This is a genomic window from Micromonospora sp. NBC_00362, assembly GCF_026342155.1.
In the GTDB taxonomy this organism is placed as follows: domain Bacteria; phylum Actinomycetota; class Actinomycetes; order Mycobacteriales; family Micromonosporaceae; genus Micromonospora; species Micromonospora hortensis.
Genome location: NZ_JAPENH010000001.1, coordinates 6,373,809 through 6,390,054, shown reverse-complemented (window position 1 = coordinate 6,390,054; position 16,246 = coordinate 6,373,809). Strand labels below are relative to the sequence as shown.

The following is a 16,246-nucleotide window of genomic DNA, read 5'->3' as shown; positions in this document are numbered from 1 at the left end:
GTCGCGGCGCGGCGGACCCGCAGGCCCGCCGCGCCGCCGACGATCGATCAGCTGCCGAAGAACACCTCGGCCTCGGCGTACCGCTCCAGCGGCACGGTCTTCAGCTCGCGGGTGGCCTCGGCGAGGGGCACCCGGACGATGTCGGTGCTCTGCATCGCGACCATCTTGCCCCAGTCGCCGTCGTTGACGGCGTCGATGGCCTGCAGGCCCAGGCGGGTGGCGAGCACCCGGTCGAAGGCGGTCGGGGTGCCACCGCGCTGGATGTGGCCCAGCACCACGGTGCGGGCCTCCTTGCCGGTCTTGGCCTCCAGCTGCTCGGCGAGCCACTGGCCGATGCCGCCGAGGCGGACGTGGCCGAACGAGTCGAGCTCCTGGTTGGCGAGGACCATCTGGCCGTCGAGCGGCTGGGCGCCCTCGGCGACCACGACGATCGGGGCGTACTGGTGCTGGAAGCGCTTCTCGACGTAGCCGGCCACCTGCTCGACGTCGAACTGACGCTCGGGTAGCAGGATCACGTTGGCGCCGCCGGCCAGGCCGGCGTGCAGGGCGATCCAGCCGGCGTGCCGGCCCATCACCTCGACGACCAGGGTGCGGTGGTGGCTCTCCGCTGTGGTGTGCAGCCGGTCGATGGCCTCCATCGCGATGTTGACAGCGGTGTCGAAGCCGAAGGTGTAGTCGGTGGCGCCGAGGTCGTTGTCGATCGTCTTCGGCACGCCGACGACGTGCACGCCCAGCTCGTAGAGCTTGGTGGCAACGCCGAGGGTGTCCTCGCCGCCGATCGCGATCAGCGCGTCCACGCCCTGGGCGGCGAGGTTGTCCTTGATCCGCTCGACGCCGTTCTCGATCTTGAACGGGTTGGTACGGGACGAGCCGAGGATGGTGCCGCCGCGGGGCAGAATGCCGCGAACGTCGGCAATGTCCAGCGGGCGGGACAGACCCTCGAGCGGGCCCTTCCAGCCGTCCCGGAAGCCCACGAACTCGTGACCGTAAGTGGCGACGCCCTTGCGGACCACCGCCCGGATGACCGCGTTGAGACCGGGGCAGTCGCCGCCGCCGGTGAGCACGCCGATACGCATGATCCGCTCATCCTCCTGGAGCATCAGGTAAAGCCCGATATGCCCCAGGGTATGTGTCAGGTCAGACCATCGGCGCCGTTGCCGGCCCGGGGCGGGCCGTCACTGCGAACTGTAGTCGGCCCGCCAGTACGACGACAGCGCGCCCCGGGCACCCACCCCCGGTCAGTAGGTCACCTCGTGGCTCTCGCCGACCTTCGGTGGCCGGCCGGTGACCGCGGCCCTCGCGTAGTCGAGCAGGTTCACCACCGTGCTGTTCGGCGAGTCCCAGTACTCGGCGGAGCTGGCGTGCACCTTGATCAGCGTGAGACCGGAGGTGTCCAGCCCGTCGGGGAACCACGCCTTGAGCAGCGGGCTCCACAGCCGCTCGGCCCGGGCCCGGTCGAACCCCTCGGTGGCGGTGCCGGAGATCGACACCCACGCGTTGTGCTTCTGGTCGGAGAAGGCGACGTTGACCTCCGGGTTCACCCGGATCTGGCGGATCTTGGCCGAGTCGGCGTAGGCGAAGAACCACAACTCGCCGTCGAACTCGGCCTCCTGGAGGGCCATCGGTCGACTCACCTGCCGCCCGTCCAGAGCAGTAGTGGTGAGCATGCAGATGCGCGCGGCCCGGGCCAGGCCGGTGACCCGGGCGCGTGCCTCCGCGGCGCTGCTGGGCTGGTCGCTCATGGCTATCTCCCTCGGCTCGGCTGGTCGAACCGTTGCCCGGGACAGAACCGGTCAAAACCTGCGGCGGCGTGGCCACCACTCAACGAGCGGTCATCGCCCGCCAGCGGGCCAGATTGTGCCGGGCATCGACCAGAGCGTCGTGCCGGGCCGCGTCCGCCTCCGGCAGGGGCGGCCGGCCCCGGTCGTCCCAGAGCTGCCGCAGTTCCTTGGTGTAGCGGGGAATCTCCCGGGGCAGCGCCGGCATCGCGCCCCAGAGCTGGGCGAGCACCACGTGGTCGTACGCGGCGAACCAGGCCCACAGCTCCAGCTGCTCCCCCGGCCGGTCCCGGATCGGCTCCATCAGGAAGTCGTACAGGTCGTCGCGAATGCGCTCACGCGAGCGCCACGCCCGGTCCGCCGGGGAGGGCAGCTTGTCCAGCACGTTGCGTCGGACCCAGGGCACGGCGCGGGAGTCGTCGAACTCGGTGGAGACCGCGTAGAACTCGCGGCCGTACTCGTCGACGACACCGATCGAGACGAGGTCGACGGTCGTGCCGTCCTCGATGAACTCGCAGTCGTAGAAATAGCGGTAGACCATTCCGGGCATCCTCGCCCACCGCCGCACGGCCGCGCCCGGCGGGGCCCGTCCGGAGGTCGACCGAACTCCGACGACACCTCGTGAACGGCACGTCGCAGCTCGTGACGGTCACGGAAGTGCTTCGAGGGGTGTACAGCAAGCGACCGGACCGTCATGATCTGATGTGTACCGCTACCGGACGCCGAATCGGTGTCAGTTCACCTTGTCGGGGCCCATCAGGTTCGCCCGGTGAGCGAGTTGTGGTCCATGACCGGGGGAGGGGTTGGGCCGTGGAGGTTCGCCTGCCGGAGCCGGGTGACGCGCTCACGGGTGTCGAGATGTTCGCCGGGCTGGAGCCCGAGGTGCGGCAGCGTGTCATCGCCGCCGCCGTTCCGCGCACCTACCGCAAGGGTCAGCTGCTCTTCGTGGAGAACGACCCCGGCGAGTCGCTGATCGTGCTGCGCCGCGGCGCGGTGGCGGTCTTTCGCACCGCTCCCACCGGCGAGCGGGCCGTGCTGTCGGTTATCCGTCCACCGGACGTGCTCGGTGAGGTCTCCCTGCTCGACGCGTCCACCCGGTCCGCCTCGGCGGAGGCCATCGAGGACTGCGCGGCGCTCGCGCTCTCGCGGGGTGCGTTCATGGAGTTGGTGCACTCCAACCCCCGCATCCTGGACGCGGTGATGCGCTCACTGGGCGGGCTGATCCGCCGACTCACCGAGCAGAACGCCGATCACGTCTTCCTCGACCTGCCCGGTCGGGTCGCGAAGACGCTGGTGCGGTTGGCCGGCGAGAGCCAGGCACCGATGATCACGATCGAGCTCAACCAGAGCCAACTGGCCGAGATGGCCGGTGGTTCCCGGCAGAGCGTCAACCAGGCGATCGGCTCGTTCGCCAGCCGTGGCTGGCTGCGTACCGAGGGCCGCCGGATCGTGGTGACCGACGTGGCCGCGCTGCGCCGCCGCGCCGGCATGGCCGACCGCTGACCGACCGGCCCGCGCCGGCCTCGTCACCGACCCGGGCTCCGGTGTGGACGTCCGTCACCGGTCGCCGGCCCACCCGTACCCACGGCTGATGCCGGCCGCCACTGGCAACCGGCATCAGCGAACGCTTAGGACAGACAGGTGCGGCCGGTGGACCGATGGCCCGCCGACCGCACCCGGGCGATCAGTTCTCCGTGCTGTCGGCCGGCGGCGCGCCCGGCCCCGGACCGATCTTCTTCGGATCGGTCGGCTTACCAGCCGTGGACGTGCTCGACGAGGTGGTCGTGGTCTCCCCCGACCCGCCCGACTGACCCTCAGGCTCTTCCACCATGCCCTGCTCCTCCAGTTCGGCGAGAGTGACCGCATCGACGTCGATCGTGTCCCCCGGCGCCCACAGCGTGCCACCCGGATCGGTCCACGAGGCGGACAGTCGTACCTGCACGGCACTCTCCCTGACATGAAACTTCCTGGTACGGAACACTAACCCCGACCGATCGATGCCGTTGCCCGTCCGCACGTCGGGTACCCGACTGGGCCGACCGGCCGCGATACTGACCTCTTTCGCCCACGGAGCTGAACATCGACCTCAAGTGTGGACACTGCGCACGCGCGGCCGGGCCGGACGACCGCTTCTGCGGCGGGTGTGGCCAGCCGCTCGGGGTCAACTGTGCGCACTGCGGCCATGCCAACAGCACCGAGGTCAACTTCTGCACCAGCTGTGGTCAGCCGCTGCGGGACAACGCCGTCGCGGTGCAGGAGGACCGGCGTCAGGTCAGCGTGCTCTTCGTCGACATCGTGGACTTCACCAGCTACGCGGAGCGGGCCGACCCGGAGCAGGCCCGCGGTCTGCAGCAGACCTACTTCGCCACGGTGCGCCGGATCGTGCACCAGTACGGCGGGGTGGTCGAGAAGTACATCGGCGACGCGGCGATGGCGCTGTTCGGCGCGCCGGTGGCCACCGACAACGACGCGTTGCGATGTGTCCGCGCCGGGCTGGAGCTGCAACGGAACCTGGCCCGCCAGCCCGCCGGTCCGCAGCCGCCGCTGAGCTTCCGGGTCGGCATCGCGACCGGCGAGGCCCTGGTCGACCTCTCCGCCACCCGAGACGGGGGGCAGGCCTTCGTGACCGGGGACGTGGTCAACACCGCTTCCCGCCTCCAGGGGTTCGCCCCGCCGGGCGGTGTCGTCGTCGACGAGAGCACCTGGTCGGCCACCCGAAACGAGATGGAGTACGCCGACCAACCACCGGTCACCCTGCGCGGCCGGTCCGCGGTCAGCCGGATCTGGCTGGCCGTCCAGGTGCGACCACATCGGGACCCGCGCGGCGCCGAACTGACCCCGATGGTGGACCGGGAGCATGAACGCGGCCTGCTGGTCAACGCGCTGCACCGGATGGTCACCGAGCGGACCTCCCAACTGGTGACGGTGTTCGGCCCGGCCGGTGTGGGCAAGAGCCGGCTGTTGCGCGAGCTGGCCCGGCACGCCGGCAGCCTGCCCGGCACGCCGATCACCTGGCTCGTCGGCCAGTGCCCGCCGTTCGGCGAGAACGTCACCTGGGCCGCCCTGTCGGACATCGTGAAGACCTGGGTGGGCGTGCCGGAGGTCGACGACCCGGTTGCGCTGCGCGAGCGGCTGCGGTCCCGGCTGGGGCAACTCGCCGACCCGCACGCGATCCGGCTGGCCGAGGCGCTCGGGCCGCTGATCGGCGTACCCGGTGAACGGCTCACCCCTGTCGAGACCGAGGCCGCCTGGCGGCGGTTCCTGCTCGCCCTGGCGACCACCGGCCCGACAGTGCTGGTCTTCGAGGACATGCACTGGGCCGACCAGGCGATGCTCGCCTTCGTCGAGCAGTTGGGCGCGTCAGCGCGCGGCGTACCGCTGCTTGTCGTCGCGACGGCCCGACCGGAGCTGCGGGAACGGAACCCGGCCTGGACCGGCACGATCAGTGGCGCGATGTCCATCTCGGTGCCGCCGATGCACGACACCGACATCGACGCGCTCTACTCGCTGCTCCTCGGGCAGGCGACGCTGCCGTCCAGCTCGCGTACCCCGCTGATCGAGTTCGCCGACGGCAACCCGCTCTACGCCCAGGAGTACGCCCGGATGCTGCTGGACGGCGGCCTGCTCGACGCGGTCGGTTCGGCCGCCCGCCTCGACCTCGACGGTGGCGCGGAGATGCCCCGCACCGTGCAGGCGGTCATCGCCAACCGGCTCGACCTGCTGGACCCGGCCGACCGGGCGGTGCTCCAGGCCGCCGCCGTGGTCGGCGTGGTGTTCTGGGCCGCGCCGGTGGCGATGGCGTTGGGCCGGCCGGTGGAGTGGGTGGAGCGTGCGCTGGACCGCCTGCAACGTCGCGACCTGGTGTACGAGCAGAGCACGTCGACGATGCCCGGTCAGTCCGAGTACCGGTTCCGGCACATCCTGGTGCGCGACGTCTGCTACCAGCGGCTGCCCAGGGCCGAACGGGTGCTGCGCCACCAACGCACCGCCGACTGGATGGCACAGCTCACCGACGGCCGGCAGTACGACCTGGCCGAGGTGCTGGCCAACCATCGCTGGGCGGCCCACGAGATCGCCCGGACGGTCGGGCTGGACACCGCCCCCTACGCCCCGTCGGCGCGGGCCGCGCTGCACCGGGCGGCCCGCCGCGCGTACGAGTTGCACGCGTTGGACACCGCCGCCGCGCTGGTCGGCCGGGCGCTGGCCCTGGACGTCGGGCCGGACCCGGCGCTGGAGCTGTTCGACGCCGAGCTGGCGTTCTATCGGGACGGGGACGCCTTCCTGGTGGCGGGGGGCACTGACACCCTCACCCGGCTGGCCGAGCGGCTCGCCACGAGCGGCGACCGGACGGGGGCGGCGCGCGCCTGGACGCTGCTCGCCACCGCCGCCTGGAGTCGGGCCGACCGGTCGGCGACGTTGCGCTGCCTGGACCAGGCGATCGGCATCTACGGGGACCTACCGGACAGTCAGGAGAAGGCGGGCGCCCTGCTCGAGCTGGCCCGGGTGCACATGCTCAACGCGGAGACCGAGCCGGCGTGCACCGCGGCGCGGGCGGCAGCGTCCCTCGCCGAGCGGCTCCAGCTGCGCGAGGTCCAGGCCAACGCGCGGATCACCCTGGCCGTGGCGCGCTACCTGGCCGGCTCCGCCTCGGCGTTCCCGGAGCTGGCGGAGGTGACCGAGCACTGCCGGGTGGAACGGCTGACCAGTCGGCGTCGGGCGGTGCAGAACCTGGCCTGGGCGTTGCAGGAGGAGGGCGACCTGGCCGGCTCGGCCCGGTTGGTCGACGAGCAGCTCACCCTCGACCTGGGCGGCGAGCACAGCCTCGCCACCAGCTTCGCCGACCAGTGGGCCCGGTCGTACTACGCGGGTGACTGGACGGCGGCGCTGGCGATGGCGGCGGAGTCGACCCGACGGCCGACCGCGGAGTGGGATCTGCACATCGTGGCCGTCTCGGGTTGGATGCGCGGGCTGGCCGGAGCCGAGCTGGCCGGCCCCGACCGGCCCGACGAAACTGCGGGGCCGGCCGCATCGGGTGGGGATCTGGTCGAGCAGGCGCTGGTCGCGGCGCGGCGCACCGGTTTCCACCGGGTGCTGCGCTCCACCCTGGCGCACGCCGCCCTCTGCCGGGCGGTGCAGGGCCGCCGTGACGAGGCGATGGCGCTGCTCACCGAACTGGACGAGGACTGGCAACGGACCCGGATGATTCCGTTCGCGGAGTGGGTGCCGGCCGTCGGGCACGTCGCCGGGGTGCTCGGCGCGGACGCGGCCCGGCTGGTCCGGCAGTTGCTCGACCGGGCGCCCCGGACGACCCCGTGGGCTCGGGCCGCCGGTCAGGTCGCCGACGCCACGCTGGCCCGGCACGCCGGGGACGCCTCGACGGCGGCGAACCTGCTGCGCTCGGCGGCGGCGAGCTACGCCCGGATGACCGACGTGACCGACGAGGTCATCACGCTGGCGCTGGCGATCCGCCCGTTGGCCGAGACCGACCCACCCGCCGCCGCGGCGACTCGCGCCCGCCTGCACGACTTCGCCACCCGCCACCACGCCCCCGCCCTGCTCCACCTGCCCTGACCGCCGAGAGGGCCGGCCCGGCGGCGGTCAGGCGGCCAGCGGTGCCGGGACGGGCTGCTTGAGCTTCTGGGCGTAGACGTCGACGTACTCCCGACCGGAGAGCTCCATCAACTCGTACATGATCTCGTCGGTGACCGCGCGCTCGACGAACCGGTCGCCGGCCAACCCGGCGTAGCGGGAGAAGTCCAGCGGCGCCCCGAACCGGATCCGCACCCGGTCGATCTTGGGGATGAGCTTGCCCGGCGGCTGGATCTCGTCGGCGTTGAGCATCGCCACCGGCACCACCACCGCGCCGCTCTCCAGGGCGAGCCGGGCCACCCCGGTCTTGCCCCGGTAGAGCCGGCCGTCCGGTGAGCGGGTGCCCTCGGGGTAGATGCCGGCCACTCCCCCGGCCCGCAGCACCTGCAACTGGGTGTCCAAGGCGGCGCGCGCGGCCCGGCCACCGGAGCGGTCCACCGGAATCGTGCCGGTGCCGACGAAGAACATCTTGGTCAACCAGCCCTTGATTCCCTTGCCGGTGAAGTACTCGGCCTTGGCGACGAAGGTGACCTTCCGCGCGGTGATCAACGGTGTGAAGATCGAGTCGGAGAAGGAGAGGTGGTTGCTCGCCAGGATCACCGGGCCGGTCGCCGGCACGTTGTGCAGGCCCTCCACCTGCGGGCGGAAGATCAGCTTGAGCAGCGGACCGAGGATGACGTACTTCAGCAGCCAGTAGAGCACCGGCGTCCTTTCCCGTGGTGTGCCCGCGACAGCGCCAGCCGTCGTCGCCGCCGAGCCTACGAAGCGAGCGCTCTCACCACAACGGACGACGTTCGGGGGCCGAGGCATCGAGCCTTCCCGCGATCACCGAGATCGCACTTGTCGCGCAAGAACGGACAAAGGAGCCCCGCCGCGACCTGCGGAAGCAGCCGTGACTTTGGAAGACGCGACACAACGCACTCCCGGAACCATGCCCTGACGTGTCACGATTCAGAGCACGGCGTGCGGATGGCGCCGAAGGGCAGGGGTGGCCGCGCCGGAAGGCGCGTTAAGGGGGATGTCCGGGTGTCAGCGGGTGGGGCCCGCCGGGGACGGCGGGACAACGGGCTCGACGCGAACGAGTACGCCGTCGTCGGCGACGTCGATCCGCGCGTCGGTGAGCACCTGCTCGACGTGCTGGCCGCCGGCGGGATCGCCGCCTACCTCCAGCCTTCGGCCGACCTCAACCCGGTCACCCGCACCACCACGGTGCCGGCCCGGCCGGTCGACCGGCTCTACGTCGACCGCTCGCACCTGACCACCGCCCGGGACTACCTGACCCAACTCGCCGACGAGACCACTCCGGAGCAGCCGCCGGCTCGCGACGAACCGGACATCGACGCCGAGTGGGCGCGGATCGTGGCGGGCTTCCACACCACCTCCACGCCCGGTGACCACCCGTGGCCGGCCTCGGAGGACGTGGACGAACGGGACGGCCGGGACGAGCCGACCTCCGGGCCGCTGACCCGCTCCGGCGCCGACGAACCCGGTCCGACCGCCACCGACGTTCGCCGGCTGCCGTCCGCGACGGACATCTCCGGGATTTCCGTGGGGCGGGGCACCCGACCGGACGAGCCGTCGCTGCTGGACGGGTTGGACACCTTCGGCGCCGACCTGCCCGACGACGAGGACGACGAGGGCTACCACCCGCCGCCACCGCCGCCGCTGCCGCGGGTCAGCAAGTACGCGGTGATCGGCGTGCTCGGGGTGGTCGTCGGGTTCGTGCTGTTCCTCTTCCCCTGGCTGCTCCCGATCGACCGCTCCGCGGTCACGCTGTTCGGGTTCACCGGCATCCTGGCCGGCTTCGTCACGCTGATCTGGCGGCTGCGTCCCGGCGACGAGGACGAGGACGACCCGGACAACGGCGCGGTCGTCTGAGGGTCGGCCCGCATCCCGGGACAGCAGCGCCCCGCCGGGGGCGTAACAGTGGTGTAACTTACTGTCAGTAGGAATACCGCTGTACGTCACTTCCCCCGCTGACTGACCGGTTTTTCCTTGCTCGCGGCGGTCAGTCCTCTGCTGATCGGAATGCCCGAGATGCGACAGAGTTCTCTCGTGGTGGTGGCCAACCGCCTCCCCATCGACGACAATCAGGCCCCCGACGGGGCCTGCGAGTGGCGGCGCAGCCCGGGCGGGTTGGTCAGCGCGCTGCACCCGCTCCTGAGGCACACCCCGGCGACCTGGGTCGGCTGGGCCGGTGGCACCGGGCCTGCCCCCGCCCTGCCGGACGTCGACGGCGTGCGGATGCACACCGTCGCGCTCAGCCCGGAAGACCTGCGCGACCACTACGAGGGGTTCGCCAACGCCACCCTCTGGCCGCTCTACCACGACTCCGTCGAGCAGCCGCAGCACCACCGCCGGTGGTGGGAGGCGTACCAGCGGGTCAACCAGCGCTTCGCCGAGGCGACAGCGGAGGTGGCCGAGCAGGGCGGGGTGGTCTGGGTGCAGGACTACCACCTGCAACTGGTCCCCGGTCTGCTGCGCGCGCTCCGCCCGGACCTGCGCATCGGCTTCTTCCTGCACGTGCCGTTCCCGCCGCCGGAGCTGTTCATGCAACTGCCCCGCCGGGCCGAACTGCTGCGCGGCATGCTCGGCGCCGACCTGGTCGGCTTCCAGCGGGTGCAGGCGGCGCACAACTTCGCCCAGTTGGTGACCCGGGTGCTGGACCTGCCGGCCACCGACCGGCGGATCGGCGTCGACGACCGGGTCGTCCGCATCGGCGCGTTCCCGGTCTCCATCGACACCGCCGAGATGGCAGCGCTCGCCGACCGTCCGGACGTGGCCGCCCGGGCCCACCGGCTCCGTCAGGACCTCGGCGATCCCCGGCAGGTCGTCCTCAGCGTGGACCGGATGGACTACACGAAGGGCATCGAGCAGCGCCTCAAGGCGTACAGCGAGTTGCTCGCCAGCGGCGACGTCAAGGTCCGCGACACGGTGCTGGTGCAGGTCGCCATGCCGAGCCGGGAACGCGTCGGCCAGTACCAGATCCTCCGTGAGCGCATCGAACGCGAAGTCGGCCGGATCAACGGCGAGTTCGGCCGGGTCGGTGAGCCGGCGATCCACTACCTCACCCAGCCCTTCGACCGGGCCGAGCTGGCCGCGCTCTACCGGGTCGCCGACGTGATGGCGGTGACCCCGTTGCGCGACGGAATGAACCTGGTCGCCAAGGAGTACGTGGCCGCGCGGGTCGACGACACCGGCGCGCTGCTGCTCAGCGAGTTCGCCGGCACCGCCGCCGAGCTGTCCCAGGCGTACCTGGTCAACCCGCACGACCTGGAAGGGCTCAAGCAGGGCCTGCGCGCGGCGCTGCGGGCCGACCCGGCCGACACCACCCAGCGGATGCGCGGCATGCGCGCCCACCTGCACAAACACGACATCCGAGCCTGGGCCCGCTCCTACCTTCGCGCGCTGGACGAGGGCGGCGGCCTGATCAGTCGCCTGACCAGCACCGACACCGGTTCCGACGGTGCCGCTCGGGTGCCCCGACCGGCCACCCCGGCCGGCAGCCCGGCCGTCCACCAGGCCGGCGGCTGACCGCCGGCGGCCCGGCTGGTCAGTGCGCCACCGGCTCCTTCTCCAGCCAGTCCAGGATCGCGTCGATCGGCTCCGCCCACCGCGCGTCCAGCATCAGGTCGTGGCCCATTCCGGGAAAGAGCAGCGGGGCCGACCCGTACCGGCGGGCCACCCGGGTCAACGTCGACGCCGGCACCACCCGGTCGTCCGGGCTACCCAGCACCAACACCGGGGGCGCGCCAACGGCCGGCTCGGCCTCCGGCTCACCCAGCAGCGCCCACTGGGCCCGCCGACCCGCCCGACCGAGGCGTCCGACATACCGCCGGGCCTCCTCGTCGGGCAACTCGCGGCTGAACAACTGCCCCCGGTTGAGCCGCAACGGCCCGCCGAACACCGCCGGCAACGTGCCCGCCGGGTTGCGGCGCAACGCCGCGCCGAGCACTCCCCAGCCGCCGAAGACCGGCGCCACCAGCACCGCGCCCCGCGCCGGGTAGCGGGCCAACGCGTGCGCCACCACCAGGGCTCCGGCGCCGTGCCCCACCAGCACCGCCTGCCGAGGCAGGCTCGCGGCCACCTGGACCACATCGTGGGCGTACGCCCGCAGCGTCGCCTCCGGCGCCGGCTCGCTGCCACCGTGCCCCCGCAGGCTCACCGCGTACGCCGGGAACCCTCGCGACGCCACGTGACCCAACCAGTGCTCGGCGAACGCCCACGCGCCATGCCCGAACCCGGGTACGAACAGCAGCGGCGGACGCCCCTGCTCCAGCTCGGGGACGGCGCTGAGCACCTCCCGCCGGGCCGGCCGCACCGGCCGGGACCACTCCCGGCCCCGCATGATCCGCAGCTCGCTACTCGCGCTCACCGTGCCAGCCTTTCGTTCGCGACTGCGGGGCTCGCAAGCTCACTCCTCGCGCTCACTTGCCCTCCAGCTCGACCAGGGCGCGTTGGATGGCGCGCAGATAGTCGGCGTGCCCAACCTCGAACCAGTGCCGGCTGCTGTCCTTGACCGGCCCGGAGTACCGCTCCCCCGCCCGGTCCCGTACCCGCTGCGCGAACGCCGTGGCCCGTTCCGGCCGGTCCCGACGGGCCTGTAGCAGCCGGGCGAACAGCACCGTCTGCCAGTGCGACAGGGTGAACAGCCCGGAGTCCGGTTGCAGCAGGCCGGCGACGGCCAGGGTCGGATGCCCCGGGGTGAACGCGTTGAGCCACAGCGTGGGACGACCCGCGCCCGCGCTGTCTCCGAACACCGACGCGTCGAGGAACTCGAAGCGCGGCAGGTAACCGGTGGCGAAGACGACCACCTCGGGGTCGATCTCGCGGCCGTCGGCCAACTCCACCGCGTACGGGTGGAACCGGGCGACGTCCGGCACCGGGCCGATCCCGCCGTGGCCCACGTAGTAGACGAGCTGACTGTTCGCGATCGGGTGCGTCTCGTACACCCGGTGGTCGGGCTTGGGCAGGCCGAAGCGGGTCAGGTCGCCGACGGTCAGCCGCAGCGTCCAGTGGTAGAGCCACTGCCGCACCCGCAGCGGCACCCGCAGCGCCAACAGGCTGTCGTTGACCTGGTCGGCGGGGCGACCGAGCACGAACTTCGGCGCGTACCAGTAACCCCGGCGGGTGGAGTGCCAGCAGCGCGATGCCTGCTGGGCAGCCTCGACGGCGATGTCGCAGCCGGTGTTGCCGGCGCCGACGACCAGCACCCGCTTGCCGCGCAGCTGCGCCGGGTCCTTGTAGGACGAGGCGTGCATGATCTCGCCGCGGAACTGTTCGAGGCCCTCGTAGCGGGGCAGCTTCGGCGACCAGTTGTGGCCGTTGGCGATCACCACGGCGGCGTACCGGGCGGTGCGCTCGGGGCCGTACCCGCCGGTGGAGCGGGTGGTCACGTCCCACCGGTCGCCCTCGACGGGCTGGACCCGGATCACCTCGGTGCCGAACCAGATGTGTGATCGCAGGTCGAAGTGGTCGGCGTAGCGCTCGAAGTAGGACAGCAGCTGACTGTGGTGCGGGTAGTCGGGCCAGGAGTCCGGCATCGGGAAGTCGGGGAACTGGGTGAACGGCTTCGACGAGATCAGGTGGGTGCTGGCGTACACGGGGCTGCGGTCGTGCCGCCAGTTCCAGGCGCCGCCGACGCCCGTCTCCCGCTCGTAGCAGTCCACGCCGAAACCGTGCTCACGCAGGTTCTTGATGGCCGTCAGGCCGCTGGCCCCGGCCCCGATGACGCAGACCGTGTCGCCCCGGTCGGAGACCGGGCGGCCCTCGCTGTTCGCCGCGGGCGAGGTCGCCTCCGGGTCGGGCCGGCCGTGGTCGGTGGAGGTGGACACCGGGGACATCTCCTTTTGGTACGGCAGGCGTGCCGGTCGCCGCGAAATCCTCTCCACAACCGGGCCGGATGTCCAGTCCTGGGGCCGGATGCGCCGACGGTCGGGCCGGGGTCGGGGGTCAGCCGGTGGCGGGTAGCAGCAGGTCGACCAGGACCGGGAAGTGGTCGCTGGCCCGACGGGTCTGCGGGGTGTCCACCACGTCGTAGTCGACAACTGTGATCCGCGGGTCGACGAAGAGCGCGTCGATACGTCGGCGCGGGTCGGCGCAGGAGTAGGTGAGCCGCTCGGCCCGGTCGGCCGCCACCGCCGCGTCGGTCAACCCGCGCGACACGGTGGCCCAGGCGGGCCCGTCCGGACCCTCGTTGAGGTCCGCCCCGGCCAGCACCGGGCTGGTCGCCGCGTCCAGGCCACGCTTGAGCTCGGTGGCCTGGGAGGGCCGCTCGGCCGGGTCGGTGGACAGGTGCGAGCCGGCGAGGGTGAACCGGGCGTCACCGACCCGGCAGTCGGCGTACGCGGCCCCGCGCAGGTGCCGACCGGGGGTCAGCGGGAAACGCTGGCATCGGGTGCCCAGCACCTGGACCCGCAGACTGGTCAGCAGCAGGTTGCCCAGGGCGGGCAGCCCACCGGCGGCCACCACCAGGCCGAACGACTCGGCCAACGTGGCGGACTTCTGCCGCCACCGGAACCGGCGCGGCCCCTCCTGCACGATCACCACGTCCGGCGTCGCGGCCCGGACCACCGCAGCCAGCGCGGCGGTGTCGTCGCGCTGGCTGTGGATGTTGTACGACACCACGCGCAGTGGCACGCCCATCCCGGACCGCCTCAGATCCGGCGGGCCAGGTCAGCGGCGCCGATCACCCCGGCGCTGTTGCCCAGCTCCGCCGGGAGCACCTCGGCCACCGGCAGGCGACCGCGCTGGGCGAGCGCGTCGAGGTACGAGCGGCGGGTGGGACCGAGCAGCAGGTCACCGGCGTCGATCACGCCACCGCCGACCACCAGGGTCTGCGGGTCGAGGATCTGTGCCATGTCGGCGAGGCTGGTGCCCAGCCACCGGCCGATCTGGGCGAACGCCTCGGCGGAGACCGGGTCGCCGCCCTGCGCGGCGGCGGTCACCATCGGGCCGGTGATCGCCTCGGCCTCACCGCCGGCCAGCTTCAGCAGGGCGGTGGCCCGGTTGGGCTCCTGCCGGGCGCCGGCACGGGCGAACCGCACCAGGGCGCTGCCGCTGGCGTACTGCTCGATGCAGCCCAGCCGGCCGCAGCCGCACTGGTGCCCGTCCGGCACGGCAAGCATGTGGCCCAACTCCGCGGCGATGCCGTGCGCGCCGCGCATCAGGTCGCCACCGAGGACGATGCCGCCACCCACACCGGTGCCGATGGTGAACATGATCATCGAGTCGTCGGCGTCGCGGGCCGCGCCGTAGCGGAACTCGGCCCACGCGGCGACGTTCCCGTCGTTCTCCACGATGACGGGCAGCCCGACGGCCTCGCTGACGTACTCGCGCAGCGGTTCGTCACGCCAGGCCAGGTTGGGGGCGAAGAGCACTGTCGAACGGCTGGCGTCGATCCAACCGGCCGCGCCGATGCCGACGGCCTCGATGGTCCGCCCGGCAGCCAGCTCGCCGACCAACTCGATGATGACGTCGCGGGTCTTGGCCACGTCATCGGCGGGAGTGTCCCGTCGGGTCTGCACGAGGACCGTGCCGGTGTCGTCCACGACACCGCCGGCCACCTTCGTGCCACCGACGTCGACTCCGATGGTCAGCGTCACCGCTACCGCCCCCCTCTGCTGTGCTGTCCGGCCCAGGTTCCGGCCCAGTGCCGGTCCGGGTCGGAAGGTCCCGCGCTCAGGCGCCGTCGCCCGATGCTTCCGCGTCGGCGTCATCGGGCACCCGCGAGGCGGGCACCACGGGACGGGTGGTCGGTGCCGGTACGGTCGCCGTCCCGGCCTCGTCGACGGGTGGTACGGCGGCCGGGGCGAGTGGGTCCGCCGTCCGGGTGGCGACCGACCAGACATCCCGCTCCGGCGCCGGCTGAGAATCATGCCCGGTACGGGTGGCATCGCGCCACACGTGGTTGTCGACTGCCGCTGTGGGCGGGGCGCTCGGGGGTGCCTCGGGGAGCACGCCGTCGCTGCTCGCGGCGGGTGCCGGCGAGGGCGGGGTGGTCGGCTCGGCGGCCGGCTCGGCGGGGCTCGGCGCGGACGGTTCCGGCGGGGAGAACGCGCGGAGCAGGCTGGCGACGCCCGCGGCGAGGTCACCGGCGCCGGTCGCGAGCCGTTCGGCGAATTCCGGACTCGGGTCCCGCAACGCGGCGATGCCTCGACAGACCGGGCAGACGCAGCATTCGGCCGAACCGGTGGCGAAAGCACCACCGGCGCCGGAGCGGGCGTCCGGGCCCGCGCTGTGACCGAGGACACCGGACAGCATCCCGCCCAACGAGCCGAACGCGCCGCCCGCCGAGCCTGCGGAGGCCAGTCGCGCCCCCGCCAGCAGGGTGGCGACCAGTCGCTCCGCCTCTTCCCGGGCCGAACCCGGATCCGTTCCACCCACCGTCGGCTCCTCTACCGTGCCACCGGACACGTCACTGCGCCGCACCGGTTGCTTCTACCCGGCGCTTGAGCTGCTTCAACGCGGTGTCCATGATCATCTTTTCGGCTTTGCGCCGAAACATCCCGAGCATGCCGACCGACAGGTCGACCTCCAGCGTGTAGGTCACCGTCGTGCTGCCGTCCGGGTTACCCACCAGGTCGTACGAACCACGCTGGGCCTTCTGCATCTTCGAGGGGGCGACCAGGTGCCACTCGATCCGGGACAGGTCCTCGGCGTACTCGTAGGCGAGCACGTACTCGTCGGCCATCACCCCGGCGTCGATGGTGAAACGCACCTGACTGGGGTAGCCGTCCTCGTACTCCTCGACGACCTCGGCGCGACGCACCGCGTCGGTCCACTCCGGGTAGCGCGCGAAGTCGCAGATGACCGCCGTCACCCGATCCGGTGCGACGCCGATGATGATCGACTGGGTGGAGGAGTCCGCCATGGGGGGA

The 16,246-nt window shown here is 72.2% G+C and carries 15 protein-coding genes; 4 read left to right on the top strand and 11 right to left on the bottom strand.

What is annotated here, in order from left to right:
• Positions 1-47: 47 nt before the first annotated feature.
• The 3 genes from OG992_RS29575 to OG992_RS29565 form a co-directional block, all read right to left on the bottom strand.
• A complete protein-coding gene (locus OG992_RS29575; protein ID WP_088949424.1) occupies positions 48-1,076 on the bottom strand; it encodes a 6-phosphofructokinase in 1,029 nt (342 codons plus the stop codon).
• Positions 1,077-1,238: 162 nt separating this feature from the next.
• Complete coding sequence (locus OG992_RS29570) at positions 1,239-1,742, bottom strand: pyridoxamine 5'-phosphate oxidase family protein (RefSeq protein WP_238682836.1); 504 nt, start codon at positions 1,740-1,742, stop codon at positions 1,239-1,241.
• Between the two features lie 79 nt (positions 1,743-1,821).
• A complete protein-coding gene (locus OG992_RS29565) occupies positions 1,822-2,319 on the bottom strand; it encodes a polyadenylate-specific 3'-exoribonuclease AS (protein ID WP_238682880.1) in 498 nt (165 codons plus the stop codon).
• A gap of 269 nt (positions 2,320-2,588) precedes the next feature.
• Here OG992_RS29565 and OG992_RS29560 point away from each other — a divergent pair, with 269 nt between their 5' ends.
• The gene (locus OG992_RS29560) at positions 2,589-3,281 is read left to right on the top strand and encodes a Crp/Fnr family transcriptional regulator (RefSeq protein ID WP_091407574.1); all 693 of its coding nucleotides are present in this window, start codon (positions 2,589-2,591) and stop codon (positions 3,279-3,281) included.
• 181 nt (positions 3,282-3,462) lie between these two features.
• Here the strand turns inward: OG992_RS29560 and OG992_RS29555 are convergent, their stop codons facing one another.
• Positions 3,463-3,720, bottom strand: a complete 258-nt coding sequence (locus OG992_RS29555; protein ID WP_084597913.1) for a hypothetical protein — start codon at positions 3,718-3,720, stop codon at positions 3,463-3,465.
• Positions 3,721-3,851: 131 nt separating this feature from the next.
• On the opposite strand from OG992_RS29555, the gene OG992_RS29550 reads away from it, so the two are divergent.
• The gene (locus OG992_RS29550; RefSeq protein ID WP_323181988.1) at positions 3,852-7,349 is read left to right on the top strand and encodes an adenylate/guanylate cyclase domain-containing protein; all 3,498 of its coding nucleotides are present in this window, start codon (positions 3,852-3,854) and stop codon (positions 7,347-7,349) included.
• A 27-nt stretch (positions 7,350-7,376) separates the two neighbouring features.
• Here the strand turns inward: OG992_RS29550 and OG992_RS29545 are convergent, their stop codons facing one another.
• Positions 7,377-8,069: a 1-acyl-sn-glycerol-3-phosphate acyltransferase gene (locus OG992_RS29545; RefSeq protein ID WP_266304867.1), complete on the bottom strand. Its 693-nt coding sequence runs from the start codon at positions 8,067-8,069 to the stop codon at positions 7,377-7,379.
• Between the two features lie 324 nt (positions 8,070-8,393).
• Between OG992_RS29545 and OG992_RS29540 the strand changes: the two genes are divergently transcribed.
• Entirely contained in the window at positions 8,394-9,245 is an 852-nt protein-coding gene (locus OG992_RS29540) for a DUF308 domain-containing protein (RefSeq protein WP_266304866.1), read from the top strand.
• Positions 9,246-9,404: 159 nt separating this feature from the next.
• A complete protein-coding gene (locus OG992_RS29535) occupies positions 9,405-10,901 on the top strand; it encodes a trehalose-6-phosphate synthase (RefSeq protein ID WP_266305296.1) in 1,497 nt (498 codons plus the stop codon).
• Between the two features lie 19 nt (positions 10,902-10,920).
• Here OG992_RS29535 and OG992_RS29530 read toward each other — a convergent pair whose 3' ends face one another.
• The 6 genes from OG992_RS29530 to OG992_RS29505 all read right to left on the bottom strand — a co-directional run bounded on the left by OG992_RS29530 (position 10,921) and on the right by OG992_RS29505 (position 16,239).
• On the bottom strand, positions 10,921-11,715 hold the full coding sequence (locus OG992_RS29530) for an alpha/beta hydrolase (RefSeq protein WP_266305295.1): 795 nt from the start codon (positions 11,713-11,715) through the stop codon (positions 10,921-10,923).
• Positions 11,716-11,794: 79 nt separating this feature from the next.
• Positions 11,795-13,201, bottom strand: a complete 1,407-nt coding sequence (locus tag OG992_RS29525) for an NAD(P)/FAD-dependent oxidoreductase (RefSeq protein ID WP_266304865.1) — start codon at positions 13,199-13,201, stop codon at positions 11,795-11,797.
• Positions 13,202-13,319: 118 nt separating this feature from the next.
• Positions 13,320-14,027 (bottom strand): endonuclease/exonuclease/phosphatase family protein, encoded by a 708-nt coding sequence (locus OG992_RS29520; RefSeq protein ID WP_266305294.1) that lies wholly within the window; start codon positions 14,025-14,027, stop codon positions 13,320-13,322.
• A complete protein-coding gene (locus OG992_RS29515; RefSeq protein ID WP_091407561.1) occupies positions 14,024-14,971 on the bottom strand; it encodes an ROK family glucokinase in 948 nt (315 codons plus the stop codon). The genes OG992_RS29520 and OG992_RS29515 overlap by 4 nt, the downstream gene beginning before the upstream one ends.
• 76 nt (positions 14,972-15,047) lie before the next feature.
• Positions 15,048-15,752, bottom strand: coding sequence for a hypothetical protein (locus tag OG992_RS29510; RefSeq protein ID WP_266304864.1), 705 nt, complete (start codon positions 15,750-15,752; stop codon positions 15,048-15,050).
• 31 nt (positions 15,753-15,783) lie between these two features.
• The gene (locus OG992_RS29505) at positions 15,784-16,239 is read right to left on the bottom strand and encodes an SRPBCC family protein (RefSeq protein WP_266304863.1); all 456 of its coding nucleotides are present in this window, start codon (positions 16,237-16,239) and stop codon (positions 15,784-15,786) included.
• Positions 16,240-16,246: the final 7 nt, after the last annotated feature.

Coding starts and splice junctions, on each gene's coding strand:
- OG992_RS29565 (WP_238682880.1), bottom strand. CDS start 2,319: ATGGTCTACCGCTATTTCTACGACTGCGAGTTCATCGAGGACGGCACG.
- OG992_RS29535 (WP_266305296.1), top strand. CDS start 9,405: ATGCGACAGAGTTCTCTCGTGGTGGTGGCCAACCGCCTCCCCATCGAC.
- OG992_RS29575 (WP_088949424.1), bottom strand. CDS start 1,076: ATGCGTATCGGCGTGCTCACCGGCGGCGGCGACTGCCCCGGTCTCAAC.
- OG992_RS29570 (WP_238682836.1), bottom strand. CDS start 1,742: ATGAGCGACCAGCCCAGCAGCGCCGCGGAGGCACGCGCCCGGGTCACC.
- OG992_RS29505 (WP_266304863.1), bottom strand. CDS start 16,239: ATGGCGGACTCCTCCACCCAGTCGATCATCATCGGCGTCGCACCGGAT.
- OG992_RS29530 (WP_266305295.1), bottom strand. CDS start 11,715: ATGCGGGGCCGGGAGTGGTCCCGGCCGGTGCGGCCGGCCCGGCGGGAG.